This is a genomic window from Geodermatophilus sp. SYSU D00705 (genome assembly GCF_054050135.1).
Map to the genome: position 1 here is coordinate 1 of NZ_JBJGYT010000042.1, position 21,214 is coordinate 21,214.

The window sequence follows — 21,214 nt, forward strand, 5'->3', positions numbered from 1 at the left end:
GGGGTGGTGGTGGGGGGGGGGGGGGGGGGGGTGGGGGGGGGGGGGGGGGGGGGGGCGCGGGGCGGGGGGGGGGGGCGCGGCGCGCCCCCCCCCCCCCCCCCCCCGCCACTGGGGCTTCACCCACCGCGGCCGGTTCGTGGCTCGGTACCGGGATCGCTACGGCGTCCAGCCGGCGGAGATCCTCCGGCGACGCCCGTGAGCAGCGCATCGCAGGGTGGCGGCGACCGGGCTGACGTGGACGGCGTCGCCGTCCACGACGGGCCGCCGTCCAGGACCACCACGCGCGCGTGTCCCGCCTCATGCCGTACCGGTGGCCCGCGGTGCGACACGGTGTCGCCCGGGACCGGTCCCGGCCGCGAGACCCGGAAGAGGCTGTCCATCGAACCGGGCCCGCATCGCAGCACGGCTCCGCAGGCGCGTCTTCGGGGACGCGTTCGGGTATCCCTCGGGCAGCTGGTTCTCGATCGTCTCGCTCGGTGCGGCGGTGACGGACGGGCGGTGCCGCCGATCCATGGCGACGTAGGTGATGTAGTCCGACGGGTCGTAGGTGTTCATGATCGACTCCCGTTGCTCGTTGCTGCTCGTCTCGAGCACACCGGTGAGCGCGTGCACGCGGCCGTCGTGATCATCGGGATCTGAGCCGGCCGGCACCTGACCCGGCGTCGTGTCGCCGCGCGGGAGGGATCCCGCCTGTCCTGCGCCGTTACGGGCTCTCGCCGTGGGTGTCCTCGTGCAGGGTCGCGAAGACCTCGAGCAGTCGTCTCCGCGCAGGCTCGGGCAGCGTCGGGTCGGGCAGGCTCCGGAGCGCGGCAGCGGTGCGGCGGATCTGCTCGAGGTAGGTGCGGCACGGCTCGCACAGCTCGAGGTGCGCGGCGATGGCGTTCTCGACGTCCTGGGGAAGGGCCCGCTCGAGGTGTTCCGTGACCAGTTCGACGAACTCCCGGCAGGCGATCTCCAGGACGTCCCGATCGGCGGTGGGTCGTGACGCCGGAGGTTCAGCCACGGTGCTCTCCTTCCCCCGCGGCGCTGCGGCACACGCGCGCCGACCTCCCGCGGCCGCCGTCCAGCGCATCCCTGGCGGCGCCCGTCTCGTGGCGCGACCGGATCCCGGCGTCGGCGAGAGCGGGGGTCGACACGCGGGTGCCCGGCACGCGCGGCACCCCGCCGCGCGGCACCCCGCGGAGCCCCTCGGCGTCGATCGTCCTCATCACCGACCCCGCTGGGCCTGGTCGATCGCCCATGCCGCGTTCACCAGACCGATGTGGCTGAACGCCTGAGGCACGTTGCCGAGCTGCTCGCCGGTGACCGCGTCGACCTCCTCCGCCAGCAGACCGAGGTCGTTGACGAACGCGGCGGCCCGCCCGAACACGTCGCGCGCGCGCTCCACCTGGCCGGCGAGCGCGAGGGCCTGGGCCAGCCAGAAGGTGCAGAGGAGGAACGTGCCCTCGTCCCCGGCCAGGCCGTCGACGCCCTCCTCGGTCCGGTAGCGGTAGACCAGACCACGCTCGTCGGTCAGCCGGTCGGCGATGGCGTCGATCGTGGCCAGCATCCGCGGGTCGTCGGCGGGGAGGAACCCGACGATCGACAGCATCAGGTTGGAGGCGTCCAGCGCGGTGGACCCGAAGTACTGGGTGAACGCGCCGGCCTCCTCGTTCCAGCCCTGCTGCAGCACGGTGTCGGAGATCTCCTCGCGGGCCTTCGCCCACTCGTCGACGCGGTGCTCGCAGCGCAGCTGCGGGGCCAGCGCGATCGCCCGGTCCAGGGCCACCCAGCACATGACCTTGGAGTACAGGAAGTGCTGCGGCTCGCCGCGCACCTCCCAGATGCCCTGGTCCGCGTCCCGCCAGCGGACGGCGGCGGTGTCGGCGCACGCGGCGAGGAACCACCGCGTCTCGTCGTCCAGCGCGGGCAGCTGGTCGGCCAGGCGAGCCGCTGCTCCCAGCAGCTCGCCGTAGACGTCGACCTGACGCTGGTTCCACGCGCCGTTGCCCACCCGCACCGGCCGGCTGTCGCGCCAGCCTCGGAGGTGGTCGAGGGTCCGCTCGCTGAGGTCGTGCTCGCCCCCCACGCCGAACATGATCTGCAGCGACACGTCGGGGCCGATGCCGCCCGCGCCCGCGGTGGTCATGAACCCGAAGAAGTCCTCGGCCTCGTCCGGGCAGGCGGCCACCCACAGCGCCTCCATCGTGAAGCTGGCGTCGCGCACCCAGGCGTAGCGGTAGTCCCAGTTCCGCTCGCCGCCCACGCCCTCGGGCAGCGACGTCGTGCCGGCGGCGACCACGGCGCCGCTGGGCTGGTACGACAGCCCCTGGAGCACCCGGCCGCTCATGTGCACGAGGTCGGCCCACGGCCCGTCGTAGGCCTGGTGCAGGTCGCACCAGGACTCCCACGACGACAGAGTCCGGTCGAGGAGGTCGGTCAGCTCCTGCTGGGGCCAGACGTGCGCGGACACCGCGTCGCCGAGGGTGCTCCGCTGCAGCGCCAGGTGGACGACGTCGCCCGCCCGCAGGTGCAGCCGCGCCCGAGCCCGCCCGTCCTCCAGCGTCGCCTCGGCGGGCAGCGTGAGCACCAGCCAGTCCGCCCCGCCCCGAGCGGCGACCCCGCCGTCCACGTGCGACAGCAGCGGCACGATCAAGCCGTACTCCGGCCGCGGCCGGTAGTCGACCAGCACGTCCACCTCACCCGAGGTGCACTCGAGCCGGCGCACCAGGACGTGCGGGACGTCGCTGCCCAGCCGGTGCCCCTCGTTGTCCGGACCCAGGCCCAGCGCGTCGGTGAGCTGCAGCTCGCCCTCCGCCGTCCGGAAGGTGGTCTGGAGGGCCAGCGAGCGGCCGGCGTAGCGGCGGGTCGCCGTCCACTCCGCCTCCGGCCGCACCGACCAGTGGCCGGCGTCGTCGTCGAGCAGCGCGGCGAAGACCGACGGACCGTCGAAGCGCGGGAAGCACAGCCAGACGACGGTGCCCGCGCGGTCGACCAGGGCGCAGGAGTGCCGGTCGGACAGGAAGGCGTGGTCGGCGATCGGCGTGGAGCTCATGGGGTTCTCCCGGAGGTCAGCGGGTCTCGTTCCTGTGGTCCCGCCGATCGGCCGCCCGTTACGCGTAACGCCGGACGGCCGACGGCGGACGACGGCAACGAGTCCGAGGAGGCCCGATGTCCGAGATCCAGCCCGCCCAGCTCGAGGCAGACGTCGTCGTGATCGGGGGCGGTCCCGCGGGGGAGGTCGTCGCGGGCCGCTGCGCCGACCGCGGCCTGGAGACCGTGCTGGTCGAGCAGGAGCTGGTCGGCGGGGAGTGCTCCTACTGGGGGTGCATCCCGAGCAAGACGTTGCTCCGGCCCGGGGAGGCGCTCGCCTCGGCCGCGCGGGTGCCCGGCGCCGCCGCGGCCGTCACCGGTGTGGTGGACGCGACGGCCGCCCTCGCCCGCCGGGACCAGATGACCTCCCACTGGATGGACGCCGGTCAGGAGCGCTGGCTGGCCGACCACGGCGTCCGGCTGCTGCGGGGCACCGGCCGGCTCGCCGGCACGCGCAAGGTGCGGGTGGACGGTGGCGGGCAGGTGACGGCCCGCCGGGCCGTCGTGCTGGCCACGGGCAGCAGCGCCGTGCTGCCGCCGGTGCCGGGGCTGGCAGAGGTGCGCCCGTGGGACAACCGGGCCGCCACGGCGGCGAAGGAGGTGCCGAGGCGGCTGCTCGTGCTCGGAGGCGGGGCCGTCGGGCTGGAGCTCGCCCAGGCGTTCCACCGGCTCGGCGCCGCCGAGGTGACCGTGGTGGAGGGCGGCCCGCGACTGCTGCCCCGCGAGGAGCCCTTCGCCGGCGAGCAGGTCCGGGCGGCGTTCCGACGGGAGGGCATCACGGTCCGGGTGGACACCCGGCTGACCTCCGTCCGACGGGACGGCACCGACGGGCCGGTGCGCGCCACGCTCAGCGCCGGCCAGGAACTGACCGCCGACGAGGTCCTCGTGGCCACGGGCCGCCGCCCGCGCACCGACGACCTCGGGCTGGGCAGCGTGGGGCTGAAGCCCGGGCGGCCGGTGAAGGTCAACGACCGGCTACGCGCCACCGGGGTCCCCGGCGGATGGCTGTACGCCGTGGGGGACTGCACCGGTCTGGCTCCGCTCACCCACATGGGCAAGTACCAGGCCCGGATCGCGGCCGACGTCATCACCGGCCGGGACGTCCGCGACCGCGCCAGTCTGGACGTCGTGACACGGGTGACCTTCACCGATCCGCAGGTGTGTGCGGTCGGCCTCACCGTGGCCGAGGCCCAGCAGCGAGGGATCGCAGTCCGGGTCCTCGACGTCGGCACCGGCGACGTCCCCGGCTCGTACGTGCTCGGCGACGGCCTCGGGGGCACGACACGGCTGGTGGTCGACGAGGCGTCCGATGTGCTGGTGGGGGCGACGATCACCGGCAGCGGCGTCCAGGAGCTGCTGCACTCCGCCGCCGTCGCGGTCGCCGGGCGACTCCCGCTGAGCGAACTGCGGCACGCCGTCCCGGCGTTCCCCACCGTCGCCGAGGTGTGGTTGCACGCACTCGAAGCGGCCGGTCTCTGACCCTTCCCGGAGGCTCGCGGTGCCCGACGTCTCGTTCACGAACCTGCTCGTCGTCGCCGGCGTCGCGGCGGCGGTGCCGTTGGCGCTCGGCTGGGCGCCGAGGCTGCGCGTCCCCTCGGTGGTCCTGGAGATCGTCGCCGGCGTGCTGCTCGGCCCGTCGGTCCTCGGCTGGGTCGAGGTCGACGTCGCCGTGGAGGTGCTGGCCCTGCTCGGGCTGGCCTTCCTGCTGATGCTCGCCGGGCTGGAGATCGACCTGCGCGGCCTGCGCGGCCGGCTGCTGGCGGTCACCTCCCTCGGCTATGCGGTCGGCCTCGTGCTCGCCGTCGGCGTGGGCCTGGGTGCGCAGGCCGCCGGGTGGACGTCGGCGCCGCTCTTCCTGGCCATCGCGCTCACGGCGACGTCGCTCGGGCTGGTCGTCCCGGTGCTCAAGGACGCCGGCCGCGCCCGGGACGCCGTCGGGCAGACCGTCATAGCGGCGGCATCGGTGGCCGACTTCGCCGCCATCGTGCTGCTCTCCCTGGTCTTCTCCATGTCGGGCGGCGGCCCGGGGACGACGGCGGCCTTCCTCGCCGCGTTCGGCATCCTCGTCCTGCTCCTCGCGCTGGGCGTCGGCCGGGCGGGGATGTCCATGCGGCTGGGCGACGTGCTGGTGCGGCTGCAGGACACCACGGCCGAGATCCGTGTCCGGCTGGTGCTGCTGCTGCTGGTCGCCTTCGTCGCCCTGGCCGAGCGGCTGGGTCTCGAGACGATCCTCGGTGCCTTCCTCGCGGGCGCGCTGGTGGGGCTGGTCGACCGGGACTCCGCCACCCATCCCCGGTTCCGCGCCAAGCTCGACGCCATCGGCTACGGGTTCCTGATCCCGGTGTTCTTCGTCGCCAGCGGGGTGCGACTGGACCTGCGCGGTCTGCTCGAGGACCCGACGGCCCTCCTTCAGGTGCCGGTCTTCCTGCTCGCGCTGCTCGTCGTCCGCGGCCTCCCCGCGGTGCTGTACCGCCGTTCCCTGGGATCGGCCGGGTCCCTGGCCGCCGGACTGCTGCAGGCCACCTCCCTGCCGTTCCTCGTCACCGCCGCGCAGATCGGCCTGGAGACCGGTCGGCTGTCCGCCACCACGGCCGCGGCGCTGGTCTTCGCCGGGTTGCTGTCGGTGCTGGTGTTCCCTGCCGCGGCGCTCGGCGTCCTGGGCCGGCGGCCGGCGGCCGGAGTGCCCGGGCCGCGCCACCCCCGCGACCACGAGGCAGGCAGACCCGAGCCCACCGACAGCGCCGACACGGTCGACGCCCGGCCGGCGCCGGACGGCTCGGCGAAGGGGCGTCCATGACCGTCCGGAGACGGCGATGACCCCGTCCGGCCGGCTGCGCGCGGTGTCCGTCGGCCGGCCCCGGACGGTGGAGTGGCGTGGGGGGCAGGTCCAGACCGCGATCTGGAAGGCCCCCGTGGCCGGCCGGCGGTGGGTGCGCAGGCTCAACGTGGACGGGGACGCGCAGGCCGATCCCGTCGGCCACGGCGGCGAGCACCGCGCCGTCCTCGTCTACCAGTGGGAGTCCTACGCCTACTGGGAGCGCTACCTGGGCCGCCCGCTGCCCGACCCCGGCACCTTCGGCGAGAACCTCACCGTCGAGGGGATGGCCGACGACGAGATCTGCGTCGGCGACCGGCTGGCGATCGGCGGCGCCGTCTTCGAGGTCACCCAGCCGCGGGTCACCTGTCACAAGGTGGGCATCCGCCTCGGAGAGCCGCGGATGCCGGCGCTGCTCACCGCTCATGGCCGCCCCGGCTTCTATCTCCGCGTGCTGCGGGAGGGTCAGGTCGGCGCCGGCGACCGGATCCGTGTCATCCACCGCGATCCCGCCGGCCTCACCGTCCGCCGCGTCTCCGAGTTGCTCTACACGGCCGCTCGCGACGAGGCGTCGCTGCGCTCCGCGCTGGCCGTCCCGGCGCTGTCGGAGGGCTGGAAGTGGTCGTTCCGGCAGCTGCTCGCTGCCGGTGACCGGCCCGGCAACCCGGGCCTGGCGCCACAGCCTGCCGGCGAGCCCGCGTATCCGGGGTTCCGCCCGTTCACCGTCACCCGTGTGGTGCGCGAGTCGGCGCACGTCGTCTCGGTCCACCTGGCGCCCCGGGACGGCGGCGAGGCGCCCTCCTGGCTGCCCGGCCAGTACGTCCCTCTGCGCCTGGCGGATGCCGACGGGTCGGTGGTCCGCAGTTACTCGCTCTCCGCGCCGGCGGGTCCCGAGCTGCGGATCTCGGTCAAGCGAGAGGGCCGGGGGAGCGCTCTGGTGCACGCCCTCCCCGTCGGCGGAACCGTCGAGGTCGCCGCCCCGAGGGGCGGCTTCGGCTTCGACCCGGGCGTCGCCGGACCGGCCGTGCTGATCAGCGCGGGCATCGGGGTGACACCGCTGCTCTGCTGCCTGCTGGCCCAGGCCGCCGGCCATCCCGAGCGTCGGGTCATCTGGGTGCACGTCGCCCGCTCGCCGGCCGAGCACTCCTTCGCCGCGGAGGCCGAGGCCGCGCTGTCGGCCATGCCGGCGGCGGTGCGGCACCTGCGCTACACGGCCGCGGAGGCAGCGGTGCGGGGGGACGCAGCCGGCCGGCTCTCCCTGGAGGCCCTGGCCGGCCTCGGCGTGGACGCGTCCTTCTCCGCGTACGTCTGCGGGCCGGACGGATTCGCCGCCGGGGTGCGCCGGATGCTGGACGCCCTGGGGGTGCCGGCGGACGCCGTCCACGTCGAGTCGTTCGGTCCGGTCCAGGACGCGGGGGGCACGACCGGCCGGCCCGCCCGCACGCCGACACCGCCCGCGTCCGGTGGACCCCCGGTCACCTTCGCCCGGGCGGGCGTCACCACGGCGTTCGATCCCTCGCGGTGGACCAGCCTGCTCGAGCTCGCCGAGGCCTGCGAGGTGCCGGTGCGGTGGTCGTGCCGCACCGGCGTCTGCCACCGCTGCGAGACCTCCCTGATCGACGGTTCCGTGGACTACGCGCCCCAACCGCTCGAGGCGCCCGGCGGCGAGCTGGTGCTGATCTGCTGCGCCCGGCCCACGACCGCGGTCACCGTCGACCTGTGAGTGTGGGGCTGCTGCCGGGGGCCCCGGCCCCCGGCAGCACACGGGCCGGCGGTCAGCGGGCCGGGTCCACCACCAGGTCGGGCCGCCGCGGCGCGGGCACGAGCGTGTCCGCCACCGACGTCCGGACGCCGAGCCGGTCGGCGATCTCGTCGGCCACCCGCAGCGCGTTCGCGATGATCGTCAGTGTCGGGTTCACCGCGGTGCTGGAGACGAAGAAGCTCGAGTCGGCGACGTAGAGGTTGTCGACCTCGTGCATCCGGCAGTGGAGGTCCAGCGGCGCCGTCGTCGGGTCGGGGCCGAAGCGGATGGTGCCGTTCTGGTGCGCCACCCCGCCGATCCCCAGCTGGCCGCCGGCGTACTGCCGGTTCTCGTACACGTCCTGCTCGCAGCGGATCGAGTCGAGCAGTTGCTGCAGCCGCATCCGCAGGCGGGCCACCTCGGCGGCGTTGGTCCGGGTGTAGTGCAGCCGGATCCCGCCGTCGCGGTCGACGGTCACCCGGTTCTCGTCGAGCGGCAGGTCCTCGGTGGTCAGCCAGAAGTCGAGCGAGTGGCGGGCCAGGTCGGCCGGGTCCCGCGCGTCGGGGACGTCGAAGCCGATGAGGACGGCATCGCTCTTGCCGTTCATCTGGATGGAGCCGACCGGGTACCCCCAGTCGGGGTCGAAGGGGTCGGACCAGTAGAAGTCGTTGACCCCGAGCGTCTTCTGGAACCGCGTCGGGTTGGGCGTCTTCGAGAACGCGACCAGCCCCGAGTTGTTGTGCAGCATCAGGTGACGGCCCACGTGCCCGGAGCCGTTGCCCAGTCCGGCCGGGTGCCGGTCGCTCGCCGAGGCCAGCAGCAGGGCCGCCGAGTTGACCGCCCCCGCGGCCAGGACGACGACGTCGGCCGTGTACTCCTCCCGCCGGCCGTCCCGGTCGACGACCACCCGGCTGACGCTGCGCCCGGAGGGATGGGTCTCCAGCCGCACCACGCGCGCCCTGGTCCGCAGCGTCACGTTGGGGTGCCGCAGCGCCGGCTCCACCGTCATGACCTGTGCGTCGGCCTTGCCGTTGACCAGGCACGGGAAGCCGTCGCAGGTCGCGCACCGGATGCACGCCGACAGGTGGGGCTGCGCCTCGTCGAGGAGGATGCCGTTCGGCAGCGAGAACGGGTGCAGGCCCGCAGCGGTCAGGTCGGCGCGCAGCTGCGCGATCCGGGGCTCGTCGCTGATGGCCGGCCACGGGTAGGGACCGTCCGCCGGTGGCTCGTCCGGGTCCTCGCCCCGTGTGCCGTGCACCTGGTAGAGCCGCTCCGCGCGGTCGTAGTAGGGCGCGAGGTCGGCGTAGGAGATCGGCCAGGCGGGGGAGACGCCGTCCACGTGCTGCACCGGGCCGAAGTCGCGTTCCCGGAAGCGGTAGAGGATCGCGCCGTAGAACTTGGTGTTGCCGCCGACGTAGTAGTGCTGCTTGGGGGAGAGCCGGCGGCCGTCGGCGCCGTCGGTCCACTGCCCGCTGTTGTGGTAGCGCTTGTCGGCCCAGAGCGCCTGCGGATCCCAGTTCTGGGTCTCCCGGGGGAGCCAGTCGCCCCGCTCGAGCAGCAGGATCTGCTTGCCGGTGGGGGCCAGGGCCCAGGTGACGGCGCCCCCGCCCGCTCCGGACCCGATGACGAGAACGTCGGCGTGCTCGGTCATGGTGCCTCTCCTCGCGGTGTCAGGTGATCGCGAGCGGCGTCACCCACGCTCCCGTGGCGCCGCGCAGCTTGGCGTGGCTGACCACGAGCAGGAACTCGCGCAGCCCGGCGGCGGCGGCCTCGGCCAGCCGCAGGTTCTCCAGCACGACGACGCCGTGCCGGACGTTGAGGGTCTGCGGGACGACGAACGGCTCGGCCGGGTCCTCCGCCGGCACCGGCCCGTAGCTCCAGGTGTCGCAGCCGGTCAGCGCGACGCGGGACGCGGCCAGCATCTCGGCCAGGTCACGGCCGGGCCCGGGCTCGCCCGCGGAGTACCGGTCGTCGTCCACGCCCCACCAGCCGCCCCAGCCGGTGTGGAACAGCACCGCGTCCCCCGGGCGCAGCGACCGGCCCTCCAGCGCGGACTCGGCATCGGCGACAGTGACGACGTCGCCGGGCTCGAGCCGGTCGACGCCGCGGACGGCGGCGATGTCGAGCAGCAGGCCGCGGGTGACGATCTGCGGCAGCGTCTCGACGCCGAGCCGGTTGGTGCCCCAGTCCTCGGCGACGTCGGCCAGCCGGTGGCCGTTGTAGGTGCGGTCGCCGACCTGCAGGTGGTTGAGGGCGTCGAGGTGGGTGCCCATCTGCTGGGTGGCGGTGATCTGCTCGACGATCCAGTTCACCGAGTTCCGGCCCCAGCCCTCCGGGCTGCCGTCGGCCCGCCGACGGTTGACGTAGTGGGAGTTGGTCGTCAGGTACGACCGGAACGTGCGGCCCGGGAACGCGGGGACGTCGGCGTGCAGCACGTGCGCGAGGTCGAACACCCGGCCGCTGCGCACCAGCGAGACCGCGGCCAGGACGCCGGCCGGGGTGATCTCGTTGAGCGCTCCGGCCTCGTCGTCGGGTCCCCACCGGGACGGGAACCACCCCGCCGTCCGCTCGTCGACGGACGGCGGGTGCGACAGCGCCGTCATTCCGACGACCAGGTGGTCTCGAACGACGGGTAGAGGGTCAGCCCGCCGTCGACGAACAGCGTCTGACCGGTGATGTAGGCGGCCTCGTCCGAGCACAGGAACGCGGTGGCCGCCGCCATCTCCTCCGCCCCGCCGGCGCGGCGCATCGGGATGTGGCTCTCCACCATCCGCCGCTTGACCGGGTCGTCGATCCACGACCGGTTGATCGGCGTGACCGTCGCCCCGGGACCGATGCCGTTGACCCGGATGCCGCGGCCGGCGTACTCCAGCGCGAGGGTCCGGGTGAGGTTCTGCATGCCGCCCTTGGAGACCGAGTAGCCGACGAACCGGGGCTTCGGGATGACCTGGTGGACGCTGGAGACGTTCACGATGCTGCCGCCGCTCCCTCCGGACAGCCAGGAGCGGATCGCCCGCTGCGCGCACAGGAACGCGCCGCGCAGGTTGACCGCGAGCACCTTGTCGAACGCGGCCACCGGGAGTTCGTCGCTGTCGGCGGCGATCTGGATGCCGGCGTTGTTGATCAGGAGGTCGACCCGGCCGTACTCCGCGAGCACCCGCTCGTACATCGCGGCCACCTGCTCCTCCTGCGAGACGTCGGCGGCGACCAGGATCGGGTGGGTGCCCGCAGCCGACATCTCCTTCATGCAGATCTCGACGCCGTGCTCGATCGCGTCCCGGGTCTCCTCGGCGCCCGTGGGCGGGCCGACGTAGTTGATCGCGACGTCCACGCCCTCCTGGCCCAGCCGGATGGCGATCGCCTGGCCGATCCCCGAGCTGCCGCCGGTGACCAGCGCCTTCTTGCCTCGCAGACCGTTCACGTCCCGCTCCTGTCCCTCAGTACCTGTCGGCGTCCCTCCGAGAAGAAGGCGACGGCGTGGTCGATCGCGACGATGCGGGGCGCGCCGGACGCGGCTCCGAAGGAGGCGTTCCAGAACGGGTCGGCGGACGGCGGTCCCTCGTGCGGCCCGACGTAGAGATACGGCTCCGGCATCGCCTCGTCCCCCGGGGAGGCGCCGTAGTTGACGGCGCCGACGGCCATGCCGAGGTCGAAGTGCTCGGGCCAGAGCACCGGTGTCATCGGCTCGCCGAGCTGCTCGGAGAAGCGGCGCAGCGCGGCGTCGCCGAGGGCGAACCAGTCGGCGAGCCGCCGTGCGGCCCTCGGGTCGACCGGCAGCTGCGCATCGGGGTCGGCCGGCGTGGCCGGGGTGTAGCTGCCGCGCAGCCCGAGCTCCACGCCGGCGAACCGCGCCGCGCGCCCCAGGGTGGTGAGCGGCTGGGAACGTCGCGTGTCCCCGCGGATCACCAGCAGCTCGTCGCCCACGACGGCGAGCTGCCGATCACCGAGCCCCACCGTGGTGGCGAAGCCCCCCGGACAGGGCCGCAGGCGGATGGTGCCGCTGGCGGCGAACTGACCCGCGGCGAGGACGTGCTCGGCCACCCGGTGCCAGCTCGTCCGCGTGGCCACCAGGACCGGCGGCGCAGTCATCGTCATGCCCCGGAGTCCGGCCCGTGCCCGTTGCGTTACACCCGGATCCCGGCCTGTCCCGGGGCGCGTTCCGGCGATGGACCGCGTGACCCGGTGCCGGAGAGCCCTACCCCCGCCGGCGGGAGGCCTGCCAGGCTGGTCCCCGACCCGACGGAGGCGCCCGGAGCGGCGCGCACCGGGAGGGAGCGGGACGGGCCATGAGGCTCTCGTCGGTCGAGAGGTCGCCGATGGCACCCGCGCGGGCGGAGCCGGTGCTGCCGCCCTTCGGGCGCGAGGACGCCTCCGTGGAGCCCGTCATCACCACCAAGCTCTTCGTCCCGTCGCTCGGGACGGGCCCGATCGAGCGACCGCGCCTGCACGAGCGGCTCTCGCGAGCCGTGGACGCCCGGCTGACCCTCGTGGTCGCCCCGGCCGGCTGGGGGAAGAGCACGCTGGTCGCGCAGTGGCTGCGCAGGGTCGGCGTGCGGAGCGGCTGGCTGTCCCTGGATGCCGCGGACGGCGACGTGACCCGCTTCTGGCGGTATCTCCTCCTGGCCGTGCAGCAGGCCGACGCCTCCGTCGGGTCCGCGGCGCTGCGACGCCTGGACTCGGCCGGCGCCGACGTCGTGCGCGACGTCCTGCCCGTGCTCGTCAACGGACTGGCCTCCACCGCCGACCTCGTGCTGGTCCTGGACGACTACCACGTCGTCGGCAGCCGGCCGGTGCACCGGTCGGTCGCCGCCCTGCTCGACCACGCACCGGGCTCGCTGCACCTGATCGTCATGTCGAGGACCGATCCACCTCTGTCGCTGAGCCGGCTGCGCGTGGCCGGTGACCTGGTGGAGATCCGGGCCGAGCAGCTGCGGTTCACCGCCGAGGAGGCGGCGCGCATGCTCGACCGCGCGGCGGTGCCCGACCTCTCGGCCGACGACGTGCAGCGGCTGGTCGCGCGGACGGAGGGCTGGGCGGCCGGGCTGCAGCTGGCGGCCCTGCGACTCATGGACCGCCCGGACCGGCAGGCCCGCGGGGCCTTCATCGACCGGTTCACCGGCGCAGACCGGCACGTCGTCGACTACCTCGGGGAGGAGGTGCTGGGATCTCTGCCGCCAGGGCTGCGGGCGTTCCTGCTCCAGACCTCGGTGCTGCCGCGACTGTGCGCGCCGCTGGCCGATGCCGTGACCGGCCGCGACGACGCCGTCCGGATGCTGGACGAGGTCCAGCGGGCGAACCTGTTCCTGAGCGCGCTCGACGACGAGGGCCGGTGGTTCCGCTTCCACCAGCTGTTCCGCGACCTGCTGCGGTACGAGCTGGAACTCTCCCGGCTCGCGGATCCGGCAGTGCTGCACCGGCGGGCGGCCGAGTGGTTCCGGGACCACGGGAAGCCCGGCGAGGCGATCGGGCACGCCATCGCGTCCCGGGACCTCGGTCTCGCCGGGGCGCTGATCGGCGAGACGTGGCGGGCGGAGTTCAACCTCGGCCACCTGCGGACCGTCCAGGGTTGGCTGGACGCGCTGCCCCCCGCACAAGTCGCCGCCGACCCCCGGCTCACCGTCGCCCGGGTCTGGCTGCACATGGACCGTGGCAGGCTCGACGAGGCCGGTGCGGCGCTGTCGGCCGCCGCTCCCGTCGCCGCCGACGACGTGCACGTCGGGGTGCTCCGGGCGCTCCACGCCTTCAAGGCCGGAGACCTGCCGCGGGCCGGGGAGCGGCTCGCTGCCCTACGGGGCCGGCGCGCCGACCCCTTCCTCGTCACCGTGCAGCACCTGGTGGGCGGGAACTGCGCGCTCTGGCTGGGCGAGCTGAAGCAGGCGGACGAGCGGCTGCGGCGCGCGACGGCTCTGGCCGAGGACACCGACAACCGGCTCGCCCAGATCTACGCCCTCGGGGCCCGGGCGCTGGTCGCGGTCCTCACCGGAGACCTGCGGTCGGCCGAGGCGGTGCTCGCCCGGGCCTCTGCCGTCGTCGCCGACGCCCGCGTCGACGGCCACTTCGTCGCGATGTTCCCCGCCCTGGCGGCGGCGCGGCTGGCCGTGGCCCGCGGCCGGTGGGACGACGCCACGGTCGCCGCCGGTGCGGCTGCCGAGCTGGCCGGCCGCGGCGCCGGGCGGATCGAGCAGGCCGCCGCGCTCATCACCGCGGCGGAGGCGGCGCGCCACGCCGGACCGGACGGGGCAGCAGACACCGAGCGCTGGCTGAGCGCGGCTGCCGCGGTGCTCCGTCACTGTGCCGATCCCGGTCCGACCGTCCGGAACTGGTTCGGCCGCCAGCAGCGTGCCCGTCGGGTCCGTCCGTCCGCCGCGCCGCCGACGGACCGGCTCACCGAGCGCGAACTCGCCATCCTCGCGCTGCTCCCGACGACGATGTCGCAACGGGAGATGGCCGGCTCGCTGTTCGTCAGCCCGAACACCATGAAGACGCACCTGCGGTCGATCTATCGCAAGCTGGGCGCCGAGTCGCGGGACGACGCGGTCCTGCGCGCCCGGTCCCTGGACCTGCTCTGACGACCGCTGGTCGGCCCGGACCGCCCGGCGTCCCCGGACGGTCATCCGGCGAGCCACCCGCCGTCGGCGATCACGATGGAGCCGGTGACGTAGCTCGCCTGCGGCGAGCACAGCCACACCGCCACCGCTGCGATCTCGTCGGGTTCGGCGATCCGGGACAGCGGCACCCGCTGCAGCAGCCCGGCGCTGACCTCGGAGGTCATGCCGGTCCGGGTGACGCCCGGCGCGACGGCGTTGACCCGGATGCCGGTCCCGGCCAGCTCGACAGCGGCCGCCCGTGTGAGCCCGTTGACCCCGTGCTTGGCCGCGATGTAGGCGCCGTTGTCCGGCATGGCGGCATCACCCAGCATCGAGGAGGTGTTGACGATGGCGCCGCGGTCCTGGTGGCGCATCTGCGCGATCTCGGCGCGCATGCAGTGCCAGACGCCGACCAGGTCGACCTGGAGGACCCGCAGGAACTCCTCGGGCGGGTACTCGTCCAGCGGCAGGAACGGGCCGGCCACCCCCGCGTTGTTGTGGGCCGCATCCAGGCGGCCGAAGCGGTGCACGGTGTCGTCGACCACGCGCGCCACGGCGGAGAGATCGGCCACGTCGGCGACGAACGCCTCCGCCTCCGCTCCCGAGGAGCGGACCAGGTCGGCGGTGACCGCGAGGCCGTCCCCGTCGACGTCGACGAGTGCGACGGCAGCTCCGGCGCGGGCGAAGAGAACCGCGCTGGCGCGGCCGATCCCGGACGCCGCGCCGGTGACCAGCACGGCGCTGCCGGACAGGTCGTCCATGGGGCCCCCGGGGGCTCGTCGCCGGGACCTCGCGGGTGAGGCCCTCCGCACGCCCCAGGATGGACCGGCCATCAGCCGTCGTAGTAGTCCTCGAGCGCGGCCCGCAGCGCGGCCCGGCCGCGGTGCAGCAGGACGCGCTGGTTGCCGGCCGACAGGCGCAGCGCCGCGCAGGTCTCCTCGGCGGACATGCCCTGCACGTCGCGCAGCTCCACCACGAGGCGCTGCCGCTCGGGCAATCCGGCCAGTGCCCGTTCCAGCCGCTGCCCGATCTCCTGGTTGAGCAGGCCGTCCTCGGGCTGGTCCCACGGCCGGGGCGCCCCCGTCGAGGTCCAGTGCCCGGGGTAGGCGCCGTCCGGTCCCTGGAACCGGGCCGGGTCGACCGTGGGCCCGGACGGCGCCGAGCCGGTCAGATCCGCGGAGGACACGACGCGCGCATCCCGCTCCCACCGGCTCTTCGCCCGGTTGATCAGGATGGAGAACGTCCAGCTCCGGACCGAGGAACGCCCCTCGAACCGCGCGATCCCGCTGATGACCCCGAGCCACGCCTCCTGGACCACGTCCTCCGCGGCGTGCCGGTCGTGGACGTAGCGCCGGGCGACGGAGAGCATCACCGGAGACCACGCGTGGACGACGGCGGCGAACGCGGCGGCGTCCCCGGCGCGCAGCCGGTCGAGCAGCTCCGCATCCGACGGTGCGGCACCCACGCCGGGCACGGTCTCCCTCTCGGCGGCGTCCTGGTCGGCGGTGTCCGGGTCGACCGGCGCCGGGCGGCTGAGCGAAGGCATCGTCCCTCCCCGGGCTGTCTGGGAGTGAGCCTCGTCCGGCAGGGGAGGGCATGCCTCCCCCCGAGGGCGATCTCACCCGGGTGAGATGAGGGCGCGGTGGATGCCGCCGGCTCTCCCCACGGCGCACCCTGGCGGCATGCCCGAGCGGTTCTACCGGATCACGGTCAGTGGGATCCTCACCGAACGCCTCGCCGCGGCGTTCGAACCGCTGGGTCTCGCCGGCGTCGACGGGGGTCGAACGGCACTCTCGGGGGTCTGCGTCGACTCCGCCGCCCTCTTCGGGGTCCTCGACCGCATCCGCGATCTCGGCCTGGAACTGGTCGGCGTGGAGTCCTCCGACGTCCTGACCAGCCCCTAGCCCGGCCTCCGCGAGCCGACCCCGTGCTCGTTCCCGCGGGCACCCGAGGCGACGGCCTCGACGGCCCGGTGCAGGGCGTCGAGCCGCCGGTGGAGCGCGTCGACGTCTGCGCGGGTCGCGGACATCCGGGCCGGCTTCAGCCAGACGACGATGCTGCCGCCGGGACTCAGGGCGGCCTCGGCGACGTCGCCGGCACCGTCGGCGCCCTGCGCACGCAGGGCGGCCTCGACGTCGGCGCGCCGCAGCCCTTCCCTCCGGAGGAGCCTGTCCAGGAACCGGCCGTCCCTGATCAGCGGGACGTCGGCGCCCTCGAACAAGCGCACCGCCCGTTCGGATCGGGAGACGACGCGGACGACCACCGCGTTGGTCGCGATGAGGACCGCGGCGGCGAGCAGCCCGCCGGTCACGCTGTCGTCCGGGCCGATGAGCGCGTCCTGGACGACGTTGGAGAGCAGCAGCACGACGACGAGGTCGAACGAGTTCAGCTGTGCGAGGTTCCGCTTCCCCGCGACCCGCAGGAGGAGGGCGAGCGCGGCGTAGACGGCGATCGTGCGGACGACCTTCTCGCCCGCCGGGACGTCGAGGGTCCAGATCTCGGACATGGCAGGCGCGGACGGCTCAGGTCATGCCGCGGCCCGGGCCCGGTCCCAGGCCGCGCGCGCCCGGTCGGTGGTGGGGTCGAAGTCGGCCTTGGTCCGCCGGAACAGGTCCTGCAGGTCCCGCCAGAGCTGGTCGGCGGACGGGCGCCCCCAGTACCAGTACCCGCAGTAGACGCGGTCGATGACCAGCCCCGGCGCCAGGATCAGCGTGTGCGGCACGGTCGCCGCGTGGTGGGGGTCGGTGTACTCGTCGATCTGCAGTGCGGACTGGACCTCCAGGTCGCCGTCCGACAGGAAGGTCCACCACGCGCCGGTGGAGCTCTTCATCCTGTGGGTGTCGTGCAGGTCGTTCGGCAGGACCGTGACCAGTGAGGTGAAGGCGATCGGGAGGATCTCCTGGAGCTTGAGCAGCTCCCGGTGGTAGGCGCGCTCCCGAGGACAGTGCTCGCCCCGGCCCAGCTGCAGGACCATGGCGTCGGAGCCCTGCAGCTGGGACAGGCGCCACGTCGTCCCGTTCTCGTCGGGCAACTCGAAGTCGCGCAGCGTCGCCCCGACGTCCAGCCCGGTGCTCATCGGTCCTCCTCCGTGCCGGGACGGACGCCGGCAACGCTCGTGCGGATGCGGTAGACGCTGGTCAGCGCCGTGATGTAGAGGCCGCGGCCGTCCGCGTCGCCCCACGCGAGGTTGTGCGGGCTCTCGGGCAGGTGCAGCGTGCCCAGGTGCCGGCCGTCGGGGGCGAGGATCCAGATGCCGGACGGCCCGCAGACGTACAGGGTGCCGTTCCGGTCGACCTTGATCCCGTCGACCGCGTCCTCGCCCTCGGCGCCGGTCATGTCGAAGAAGACCCGCCCCCCGGACAGCGAGCCGTCCACCGCCACGTCGTACCGCATCACCACCTTGCGGGCGGGGTCCCAGTTGCCGACGTACAGGTGCCGCTCGTCGGGCGACAGGGCGATCCCGTTGGGCCCCGCCAGCTCCTCTGCGACCAGCTGGACCGCGCCGTCGCGGACCGCGAAGACGCCGCTGAACGGCAGTTCCCTCTTCGGGTCGTCGTGGCCGCCGGGCAGCCCGAACGGGGGATCGGTGAAGTACAGCGTGCCGTCCGAGCGGTACACGAGGTCGTTCGGGCTGTTCAGCTGCCTGCCCTGGTACCGGTCGGCCAGGACGGTGACGTCCCCGTGGGGTTCCACGCGGAGCACCCGCCGGTTGCCGTGCTGGCAGATGGTCAGGCGCCCCTGCGGGTCGAAGGTCAGACCGTTCGAGCCGGGCTGGGCGAAGCGGCCGATGTCGACGCCCGCGTATCCGCTGTGCGAGCGGAACACCGTCACCCGGCCCCGGGGGCTCAACCGGTAGATGTGGTTGGTGTTGGGCGAGCTGAACAGCAGCGCCCCGTCCGCCGTCCACACGGGGCCCTCGGTGAACTCGAACCCGCCGGCCACGCGCTCGAGCTGCGCGCCGGGGGCCAGGATCGCGTCGAGGGCGGAGTCCGCGCGGGTGACCCGGTGGTCGACCGGCTCGGTCCGCCGCGCCTGCTCGGGGCGGTAGAAGTCCAGCGTCGCCCCGCGCAGCCAGATGTAGTTGCGGGGAGACGCCGAGATGGGGCCGTTGGCGCCGAAGACCGCGATCCGGAACGTCTGCCCCGGTCGGGCGTCGTCGGTGAGCAGCACCCGGTTGGGAGCGTTGAACCCGGCCACCACCTGACCTCCGGCGTCCCCGAGGGCCACGGGGAGCCGGCCGTCGACCCACACCTCGGCGTAGTCGTCCACGACCACCTCGAAGACGACGGTGCACCCGGTGGGGTCGAGGTCCCCGATCCGCTCGGGCACGGTCACGCTCAGCCGGTACCAGTTGAAGCAGACCCTCCCGCCGGCCAGGCGCAGCTGGGTGTCGGCGGGGGACAGCACGCGCTAGTCGGAGTCGTCGAAGTCGGCCGGTCCGGCGTGCGGCAGCACGTCGAAGGTGCGATTCGGGACGGTGCCCGGTCCGAGGGGATCGGTCTCCGAGCCGACCTCGACGAAGTCGATCTCCGCGACCCGTGCGTCGCTGTACCGCCAGGTCGTACCGGTCGACGCGGCGCCCTCGTCGGTCTGCAGATCGATCACGGCGGCCGGGGCGCCGGGGAGGAGCTGCGTGGGCCGGGGGAGGTCGGCGGCCGCGCTGTGCCTGATCGGCGCGGGAGCCGCCATGGCTACGCCACCACCTTCGTCACGAAGTACAGGAACGGGTCCGAGACGTCGACGAACTGGTGCGGCAGACCGTTCGGCACCACGAGGACGTCGCCCTCGCCGAGTTCGTGAGTGGTCCCACCGTCGATGGACTCGGCGCGCAGCTCGCCCGGCCCCACCTCTCGCGCGGAGCGCATCGTGCCGCCGGTGACCACCGTGGCCCTGCCCCGGACCACCCGCATGACGTCGACGACGGCGGCGTGGTACTCGACCGCTCCCGGTGCGGTGCGCCGCCCGGCGTCGACCTTGTAGCGGGCGGTGTCGAGGAGCAGGCCACCCTGCCGGAACTTCTCGTCGAGGTCGCCCGCGGGGATGTGGACGGCGTCCTGACCACCGGCACCGGAGGCGGCCCGCCGGCCGGCGTCCCGTCCGATCTCGGCCAGCTCCTGGTCCTCGTCGGCCGAGGAAGCACCGCTGACGCCGACCGCGCCGACGACGTGGCCGTCCACCTCGATGGGCATGCCGCCCTGCAGGGGCACCGCGCCGGCCAGGTGCAGGGCCGACGGCCGTCCACCGGCGGCCTGCCGCTCGAAGTCCCGGCTGGGCCGCCGGTAGATCGCCGCGGTGCGCGCCTTGTCGGTGGCCACGCCGACGCTGGCCACCTGCGCCGCGTCCGGGCGCCAGAGGTACACCAGGTCGCCGCCGGCGTCGACGGCCGCCGCGACCGGGGCCACGCCACGGGCCGTGGCCGCGTCGGCGACGGCCTGGACGGCCACCTGGGCGGCCGTGACGCTCAACGCCGGGACCTCGCGCGTGCTGATCTCCGCGGCCGCGCCGGCCGCGGAGACCGCCTCGTCCTCGTCGGGAGTCTCGCCGCTGGCCCCGATCGCGCCGACCACCTGGCCGTCGACGGTCAGCGGCACGCCGCCCGTGAGTGCCCGCGCACCGGAGAGGGCCAGGGCGCCCAGCCGCCCGTCCGTCACCTGCTGCTCGATCTCCCGGCTGGGGCGGACGAAGATCGCGGCGGTCCGGGCCTTGTCGATGGCCACCTGGTCGCTGGCGACCTGGGTGCCCTCGGTACGCCGCAGGGCGAGCAACCGTCCCGATGCGTCGACGATCGCGATGACGACCCGGTAGCCGTGTTCGGTCGCGTGCTTCTCCGCGGCCGTGAGCACGGCGTCCACGCCGACCCCGTCCAGGACCTTGCGCGTGCGCACCACCGTCATGGCGGTCACGCTCCTCTCGTGTTCAGGACGGCCACCCACACGGCCGTGTCCGCAGTGATGAAGAGCCGGTCGCGAGCGCGACCGCCGAAGGTGAGGTTCACCGCGCCGCCGGGGACGGCGATGCGGCCGAGCAGCGTCCCGTCGGGAGAGAGGACGCGGACGCCGTCGGCACAGCAGACGTAGACCCGGCCGTCCTCGTCGACGGCGAGCCCGTCGGGGGCGCCCGCGGGCGCGACGTCGAGGACGCGACGGGATCCCAGGGCGTTCCCGCCGACGACGTCGTAGGCGTAGACGTGGTGCGGTCGGTCCGGGTGGTAGCTGCCCGGGCCCTGGACCGCGCCGCTGTCGGCGACGTAGAGCACCGTCTCGTCGGGGGAGAAGGCCAGCCCGTTCGGCTTGTCGAGGTCGTCGGCGACCATCTGGAGCCGACCGGTCATCGGATCGAACCGGTACAGCGCATCGGGCAGAACCGGGCTCGGCCGGAAGTGCTGCAGGTGGCCGTACGAGGGGTCGGTGAACCAGATCGTCCCGTCCCGGCGCACGACGACGTCGTTGGGGGAGTTCAACGGACACCCGTCGTGGTCCTCGACGAGGGCCGTGGTGGCCCCGGTGCGGGGGTCGAGGGCGGACAGCCGCGCCGGGGAGTCGAAGCCGCCCTGCTCGCAGACCAGCAGGCGGGACGCCCACGCGGTCATGCCGTTCGGCATGACGGTCCTCCCCGGCACCGCGGTTCCCCCGTCGGCTCCGCGATCCGCCTCGTCGCGGTCCAACGCGACCCGCTTGACCAGCGCCGCGGGCGGCCGGCCGCTCGGCACCGTCGTCACGTAGAGGGCGCCGTCCAGGTACGTCGGGCCCTCGTGCGCGTCGCACCGGGCCAGGACCGACAGCGACGGGCGGGAGCCCACCACGGCGGCGAGACCTGCGTCGGCGGCGAGGAAGGCGTCCGCCAAGAGGTGGGTCACCGCTCACCGGACCGGTCGTGCGCTCCATCCACCGCTCGCGCGGCGCCGGTCCTGCTGCCGTGAGAACCCATGTCGGTCCCTCCAGTCGCCGCCCTCGCCACTCCGCGGGAGCTCGTGCAGTCGTTGTCCGGGATCGCCCTCGG

The 21,214-nt window shown here is 74.3% G+C and carries 20 protein-coding genes; 5 read left to right on the top strand and 15 right to left on the bottom strand.

Annotation, left to right across the window (positions count from 1 at the left end; genetic code table 11):
• Positions 1-297: 297 nt before the first annotated feature.
• The 3 genes from ACI78Q_RS21370 to ACI78Q_RS21380 all read right to left on the bottom strand — a co-directional run bounded on the left by ACI78Q_RS21370 (position 298) and on the right by ACI78Q_RS21380 (position 3,034).
• Positions 298-612 carry a hypothetical protein gene (locus ACI78Q_RS21370; protein ID WP_456925470.1) on the bottom strand — a complete coding sequence of 105 codons (315 nt, stop codon included), beginning with the start codon at positions 610-612 and terminating at the stop codon, positions 298-300.
• A 91-nt stretch (positions 613-703) separates the two neighbouring features.
• Positions 704-1,003 (bottom strand): anti-sigma factor family protein, encoded by a 300-nt coding sequence (locus ACI78Q_RS21375; RefSeq protein WP_456925471.1) that lies wholly within the window; start codon positions 1,001-1,003, stop codon positions 704-706.
• A 204-nt stretch (positions 1,004-1,207) separates the two neighbouring features.
• Positions 1,208-3,034 (bottom strand): glycoside hydrolase family 15 protein, encoded by a 1,827-nt coding sequence (locus ACI78Q_RS21380; protein ID WP_456925472.1) that lies wholly within the window; start codon positions 3,032-3,034, stop codon positions 1,208-1,210.
• Between the two features lie 116 nt (positions 3,035-3,150).
• Here ACI78Q_RS21380 and ACI78Q_RS21385 point away from each other — a divergent pair, with 116 nt between their 5' ends.
• The 3 genes from ACI78Q_RS21385 to ACI78Q_RS21395 are packed head-to-tail and all read left to right on the top strand — an operon-like array spanning position 3,151 to position 7,610.
• Positions 3,151-4,551 (top strand): dihydrolipoyl dehydrogenase family protein, encoded by a 1,401-nt coding sequence (locus ACI78Q_RS21385; protein ID WP_456925473.1) that lies wholly within the window; start codon positions 3,151-3,153, stop codon positions 4,549-4,551.
• Positions 4,552-4,570: 19 nt separating this feature from the next.
• Complete coding sequence (locus tag ACI78Q_RS21390; RefSeq protein ID WP_456925474.1) at positions 4,571-5,869, top strand: cation:proton antiporter; 1,299 nt, start codon at positions 4,571-4,573, stop codon at positions 5,867-5,869.
• Positions 5,870-5,885: 16 nt separating this feature from the next.
• Positions 5,886-7,610 carry an MOSC domain-containing protein gene (locus tag ACI78Q_RS21395; RefSeq protein WP_456925475.1) on the top strand — a complete coding sequence of 575 codons (1,725 nt, stop codon included), beginning with the start codon at positions 5,886-5,888 and terminating at the stop codon, positions 7,608-7,610.
• A 52-nt stretch (positions 7,611-7,662) separates the two neighbouring features.
• Here the strand turns inward: ACI78Q_RS21395 and ACI78Q_RS21400 are convergent, their stop codons facing one another.
• From ACI78Q_RS21400 to ACI78Q_RS21415, 4 genes are read right to left on the bottom strand one after another with little or no spacing between them, the layout of a single operon-like run.
• Entirely contained in the window at positions 7,663-9,279 is a 1,617-nt protein-coding gene (locus ACI78Q_RS21400) for a GMC oxidoreductase (RefSeq protein WP_456925476.1), read from the bottom strand.
• Between the two features lie 19 nt (positions 9,280-9,298).
• Positions 9,299-10,231 carry a cyclase family protein gene (locus tag ACI78Q_RS21405; RefSeq protein ID WP_456925477.1) on the bottom strand — a complete coding sequence of 311 codons (933 nt, stop codon included), beginning with the start codon at positions 10,229-10,231 and terminating at the stop codon, positions 9,299-9,301.
• Positions 10,228-11,049, bottom strand: a complete 822-nt coding sequence (locus tag ACI78Q_RS21410) for a glucose 1-dehydrogenase (RefSeq protein ID WP_456925478.1) — start codon at positions 11,047-11,049, stop codon at positions 10,228-10,230. Before ACI78Q_RS21410 ends, ACI78Q_RS21405 begins: the two co-directional genes overlap by 4 nt.
• Positions 11,046-11,723, bottom strand: coding sequence for a hypothetical protein (locus ACI78Q_RS21415; protein ID WP_456925479.1), 678 nt, complete (start codon positions 11,721-11,723; stop codon positions 11,046-11,048). The genes ACI78Q_RS21410 and ACI78Q_RS21415 overlap by 4 nt, the downstream gene beginning before the upstream one ends.
• Positions 11,724-11,944: 221 nt before the next feature.
• Here ACI78Q_RS21415 and ACI78Q_RS21420 point away from each other — a divergent pair, with 221 nt between their 5' ends.
• A complete protein-coding gene (locus ACI78Q_RS21420; protein WP_456925480.1) occupies positions 11,945-14,197 on the top strand; it encodes a LuxR C-terminal-related transcriptional regulator in 2,253 nt (750 codons plus the stop codon).
• 41 nt (positions 14,198-14,238) lie between these two features.
• On the opposite strand, the gene ACI78Q_RS21425 is transcribed toward ACI78Q_RS21420, so the two are convergent.
• Together ACI78Q_RS21425 and ACI78Q_RS21430 are read right to left on the bottom strand one after the other, a co-directional pair.
• Entirely contained in the window at positions 14,239-14,976 is a 738-nt protein-coding gene (locus tag ACI78Q_RS21425; RefSeq protein ID WP_456925481.1) for an SDR family NAD(P)-dependent oxidoreductase, read from the bottom strand.
• Positions 14,977-15,047: 71 nt separating this feature from the next.
• Positions 15,048-15,761 carry an RNA polymerase sigma factor gene (locus tag ACI78Q_RS21430; RefSeq protein ID WP_456925482.1) on the bottom strand — a complete coding sequence of 238 codons (714 nt, stop codon included), beginning with the start codon at positions 15,759-15,761 and terminating at the stop codon, positions 15,048-15,050.
• A gap of 136 nt (positions 15,762-15,897) precedes the next feature.
• Here ACI78Q_RS21430 and ACI78Q_RS21435 point away from each other — a divergent pair, with 136 nt between their 5' ends.
• Positions 15,898-16,119, top strand: coding sequence for a hypothetical protein (locus ACI78Q_RS21435; RefSeq protein WP_456925483.1), 222 nt, complete (start codon positions 15,898-15,900; stop codon positions 16,117-16,119).
• On the opposite strand, the gene ACI78Q_RS21440 is transcribed toward ACI78Q_RS21435, so the two are convergent.
• From ACI78Q_RS21440 to ACI78Q_RS21465, 6 genes are read right to left on the bottom strand one after another with little or no spacing between them, the layout of a single operon-like run.
• Positions 16,116-16,721, bottom strand: a complete 606-nt coding sequence (locus ACI78Q_RS21440; RefSeq protein ID WP_456925484.1) for a YetF domain-containing protein — start codon at positions 16,719-16,721, stop codon at positions 16,116-16,118. The two genes, ACI78Q_RS21435 and ACI78Q_RS21440, sit on opposite strands and share 4 nt — an antisense overlap.
• Before the next feature lie 21 nt (positions 16,722-16,742).
• The gene (locus tag ACI78Q_RS21445; protein ID WP_456925485.1) at positions 16,743-17,291 is read right to left on the bottom strand and encodes a peroxiredoxin family protein; all 549 of its coding nucleotides are present in this window, start codon (positions 17,289-17,291) and stop codon (positions 16,743-16,745) included.
• Positions 17,288-18,622, bottom strand: a complete 1,335-nt coding sequence (locus tag ACI78Q_RS21450; protein WP_456925486.1) for an SMP-30/gluconolactonase/LRE family protein — start codon at positions 18,620-18,622, stop codon at positions 17,288-17,290. The genes ACI78Q_RS21445 and ACI78Q_RS21450 overlap by 4 nt, the downstream gene beginning before the upstream one ends.
• Positions 18,623-18,625: 3 nt before the next feature.
• The gene (locus ACI78Q_RS21455; RefSeq protein ID WP_456925487.1) at positions 18,626-18,904 is read right to left on the bottom strand and encodes a hypothetical protein; all 279 of its coding nucleotides are present in this window, start codon (positions 18,902-18,904) and stop codon (positions 18,626-18,628) included.
• A 2-nt stretch (positions 18,905-18,906) separates the two neighbouring features.
• Complete coding sequence (locus tag ACI78Q_RS21460) at positions 18,907-20,109, bottom strand: heme-binding protein (RefSeq protein ID WP_456925496.1); 1,203 nt, start codon at positions 20,107-20,109, stop codon at positions 18,907-18,909.
• A gap of 5 nt (positions 20,110-20,114) precedes the next feature.
• On the bottom strand, positions 20,115-21,071 hold the full coding sequence (locus ACI78Q_RS21465) for an SMP-30/gluconolactonase/LRE family protein (RefSeq protein WP_456925488.1): 957 nt from the start codon (positions 21,069-21,071) through the stop codon (positions 20,115-20,117).
• Positions 21,072-21,214 lie beyond the last annotated feature (143 nt).

Bases quoted from the DNA above. Each gene is read 5' to 3' on its own strand.
- ACI78Q_RS21460 (WP_456925496.1), bottom strand. From the start codon at position 20,109: ATGACGGTGGTGCGCACGCGCAAGGTCCTGGACGGGGTCGGCGTGGAC.
- ACI78Q_RS21455 (WP_456925487.1), bottom strand. From the start codon at position 18,904: ATGGCGGCTCCCGCGCCGATCAGGCACAGCGCGGCCGCCGACCTCCCC.
- ACI78Q_RS21385 (WP_456925473.1), top strand. From the start codon at position 3,151: ATGTCCGAGATCCAGCCCGCCCAGCTCGAGGCAGACGTCGTCGTGATC.
- ACI78Q_RS21380 (WP_456925472.1), bottom strand. From the start codon at position 3,034: ATGAGCTCCACGCCGATCGCCGACCACGCCTTCCTGTCCGACCGGCAC.
- ACI78Q_RS21435 (WP_456925483.1), top strand. From the start codon at position 15,898: ATGCCCGAGCGGTTCTACCGGATCACGGTCAGTGGGATCCTCACCGAA.
- ACI78Q_RS21445 (WP_456925485.1), bottom strand. From the start codon at position 17,291: ATGAGCACCGGGCTGGACGTCGGGGCGACGCTGCGCGACTTCGAGTTG.
- ACI78Q_RS21415 (WP_456925479.1), bottom strand. From the start codon at position 11,723: ATGACGATGACTGCGCCGCCGGTCCTGGTGGCCACGCGGACGAGCTGG.
- ACI78Q_RS21425 (WP_456925481.1), bottom strand. From the start codon at position 14,976: ATGGACGACCTGTCCGGCAGCGCCGTGCTGGTCACCGGCGCGGCGTCC.
- ACI78Q_RS21440 (WP_456925484.1), bottom strand. From the start codon at position 16,721: ATGTCCGAGATCTGGACCCTCGACGTCCCGGCGGGCGAGAAGGTCGTC.
- ACI78Q_RS21405 (WP_456925477.1), bottom strand. From the start codon at position 10,231: ATGACGGCGCTGTCGCACCCGCCGTCCGTCGACGAGCGGACGGCGGGG.
- ACI78Q_RS21400 (WP_456925476.1), bottom strand. From the start codon at position 9,279: ATGACCGAGCACGCCGACGTTCTCGTCATCGGGTCCGGAGCGGGCGGG.
- ACI78Q_RS21395 (WP_456925475.1), top strand. From the start codon at position 5,886: ATGACCCCGTCCGGCCGGCTGCGCGCGGTGTCCGTCGGCCGGCCCCGG.
- ACI78Q_RS21430 (WP_456925482.1), bottom strand. From the start codon at position 15,761: ATGCCTTCGCTCAGCCGCCCGGCGCCGGTCGACCCGGACACCGCCGAC.
- ACI78Q_RS21420 (WP_456925480.1), top strand. From the start codon at position 11,945: ATGGCACCCGCGCGGGCGGAGCCGGTGCTGCCGCCCTTCGGGCGCGAG.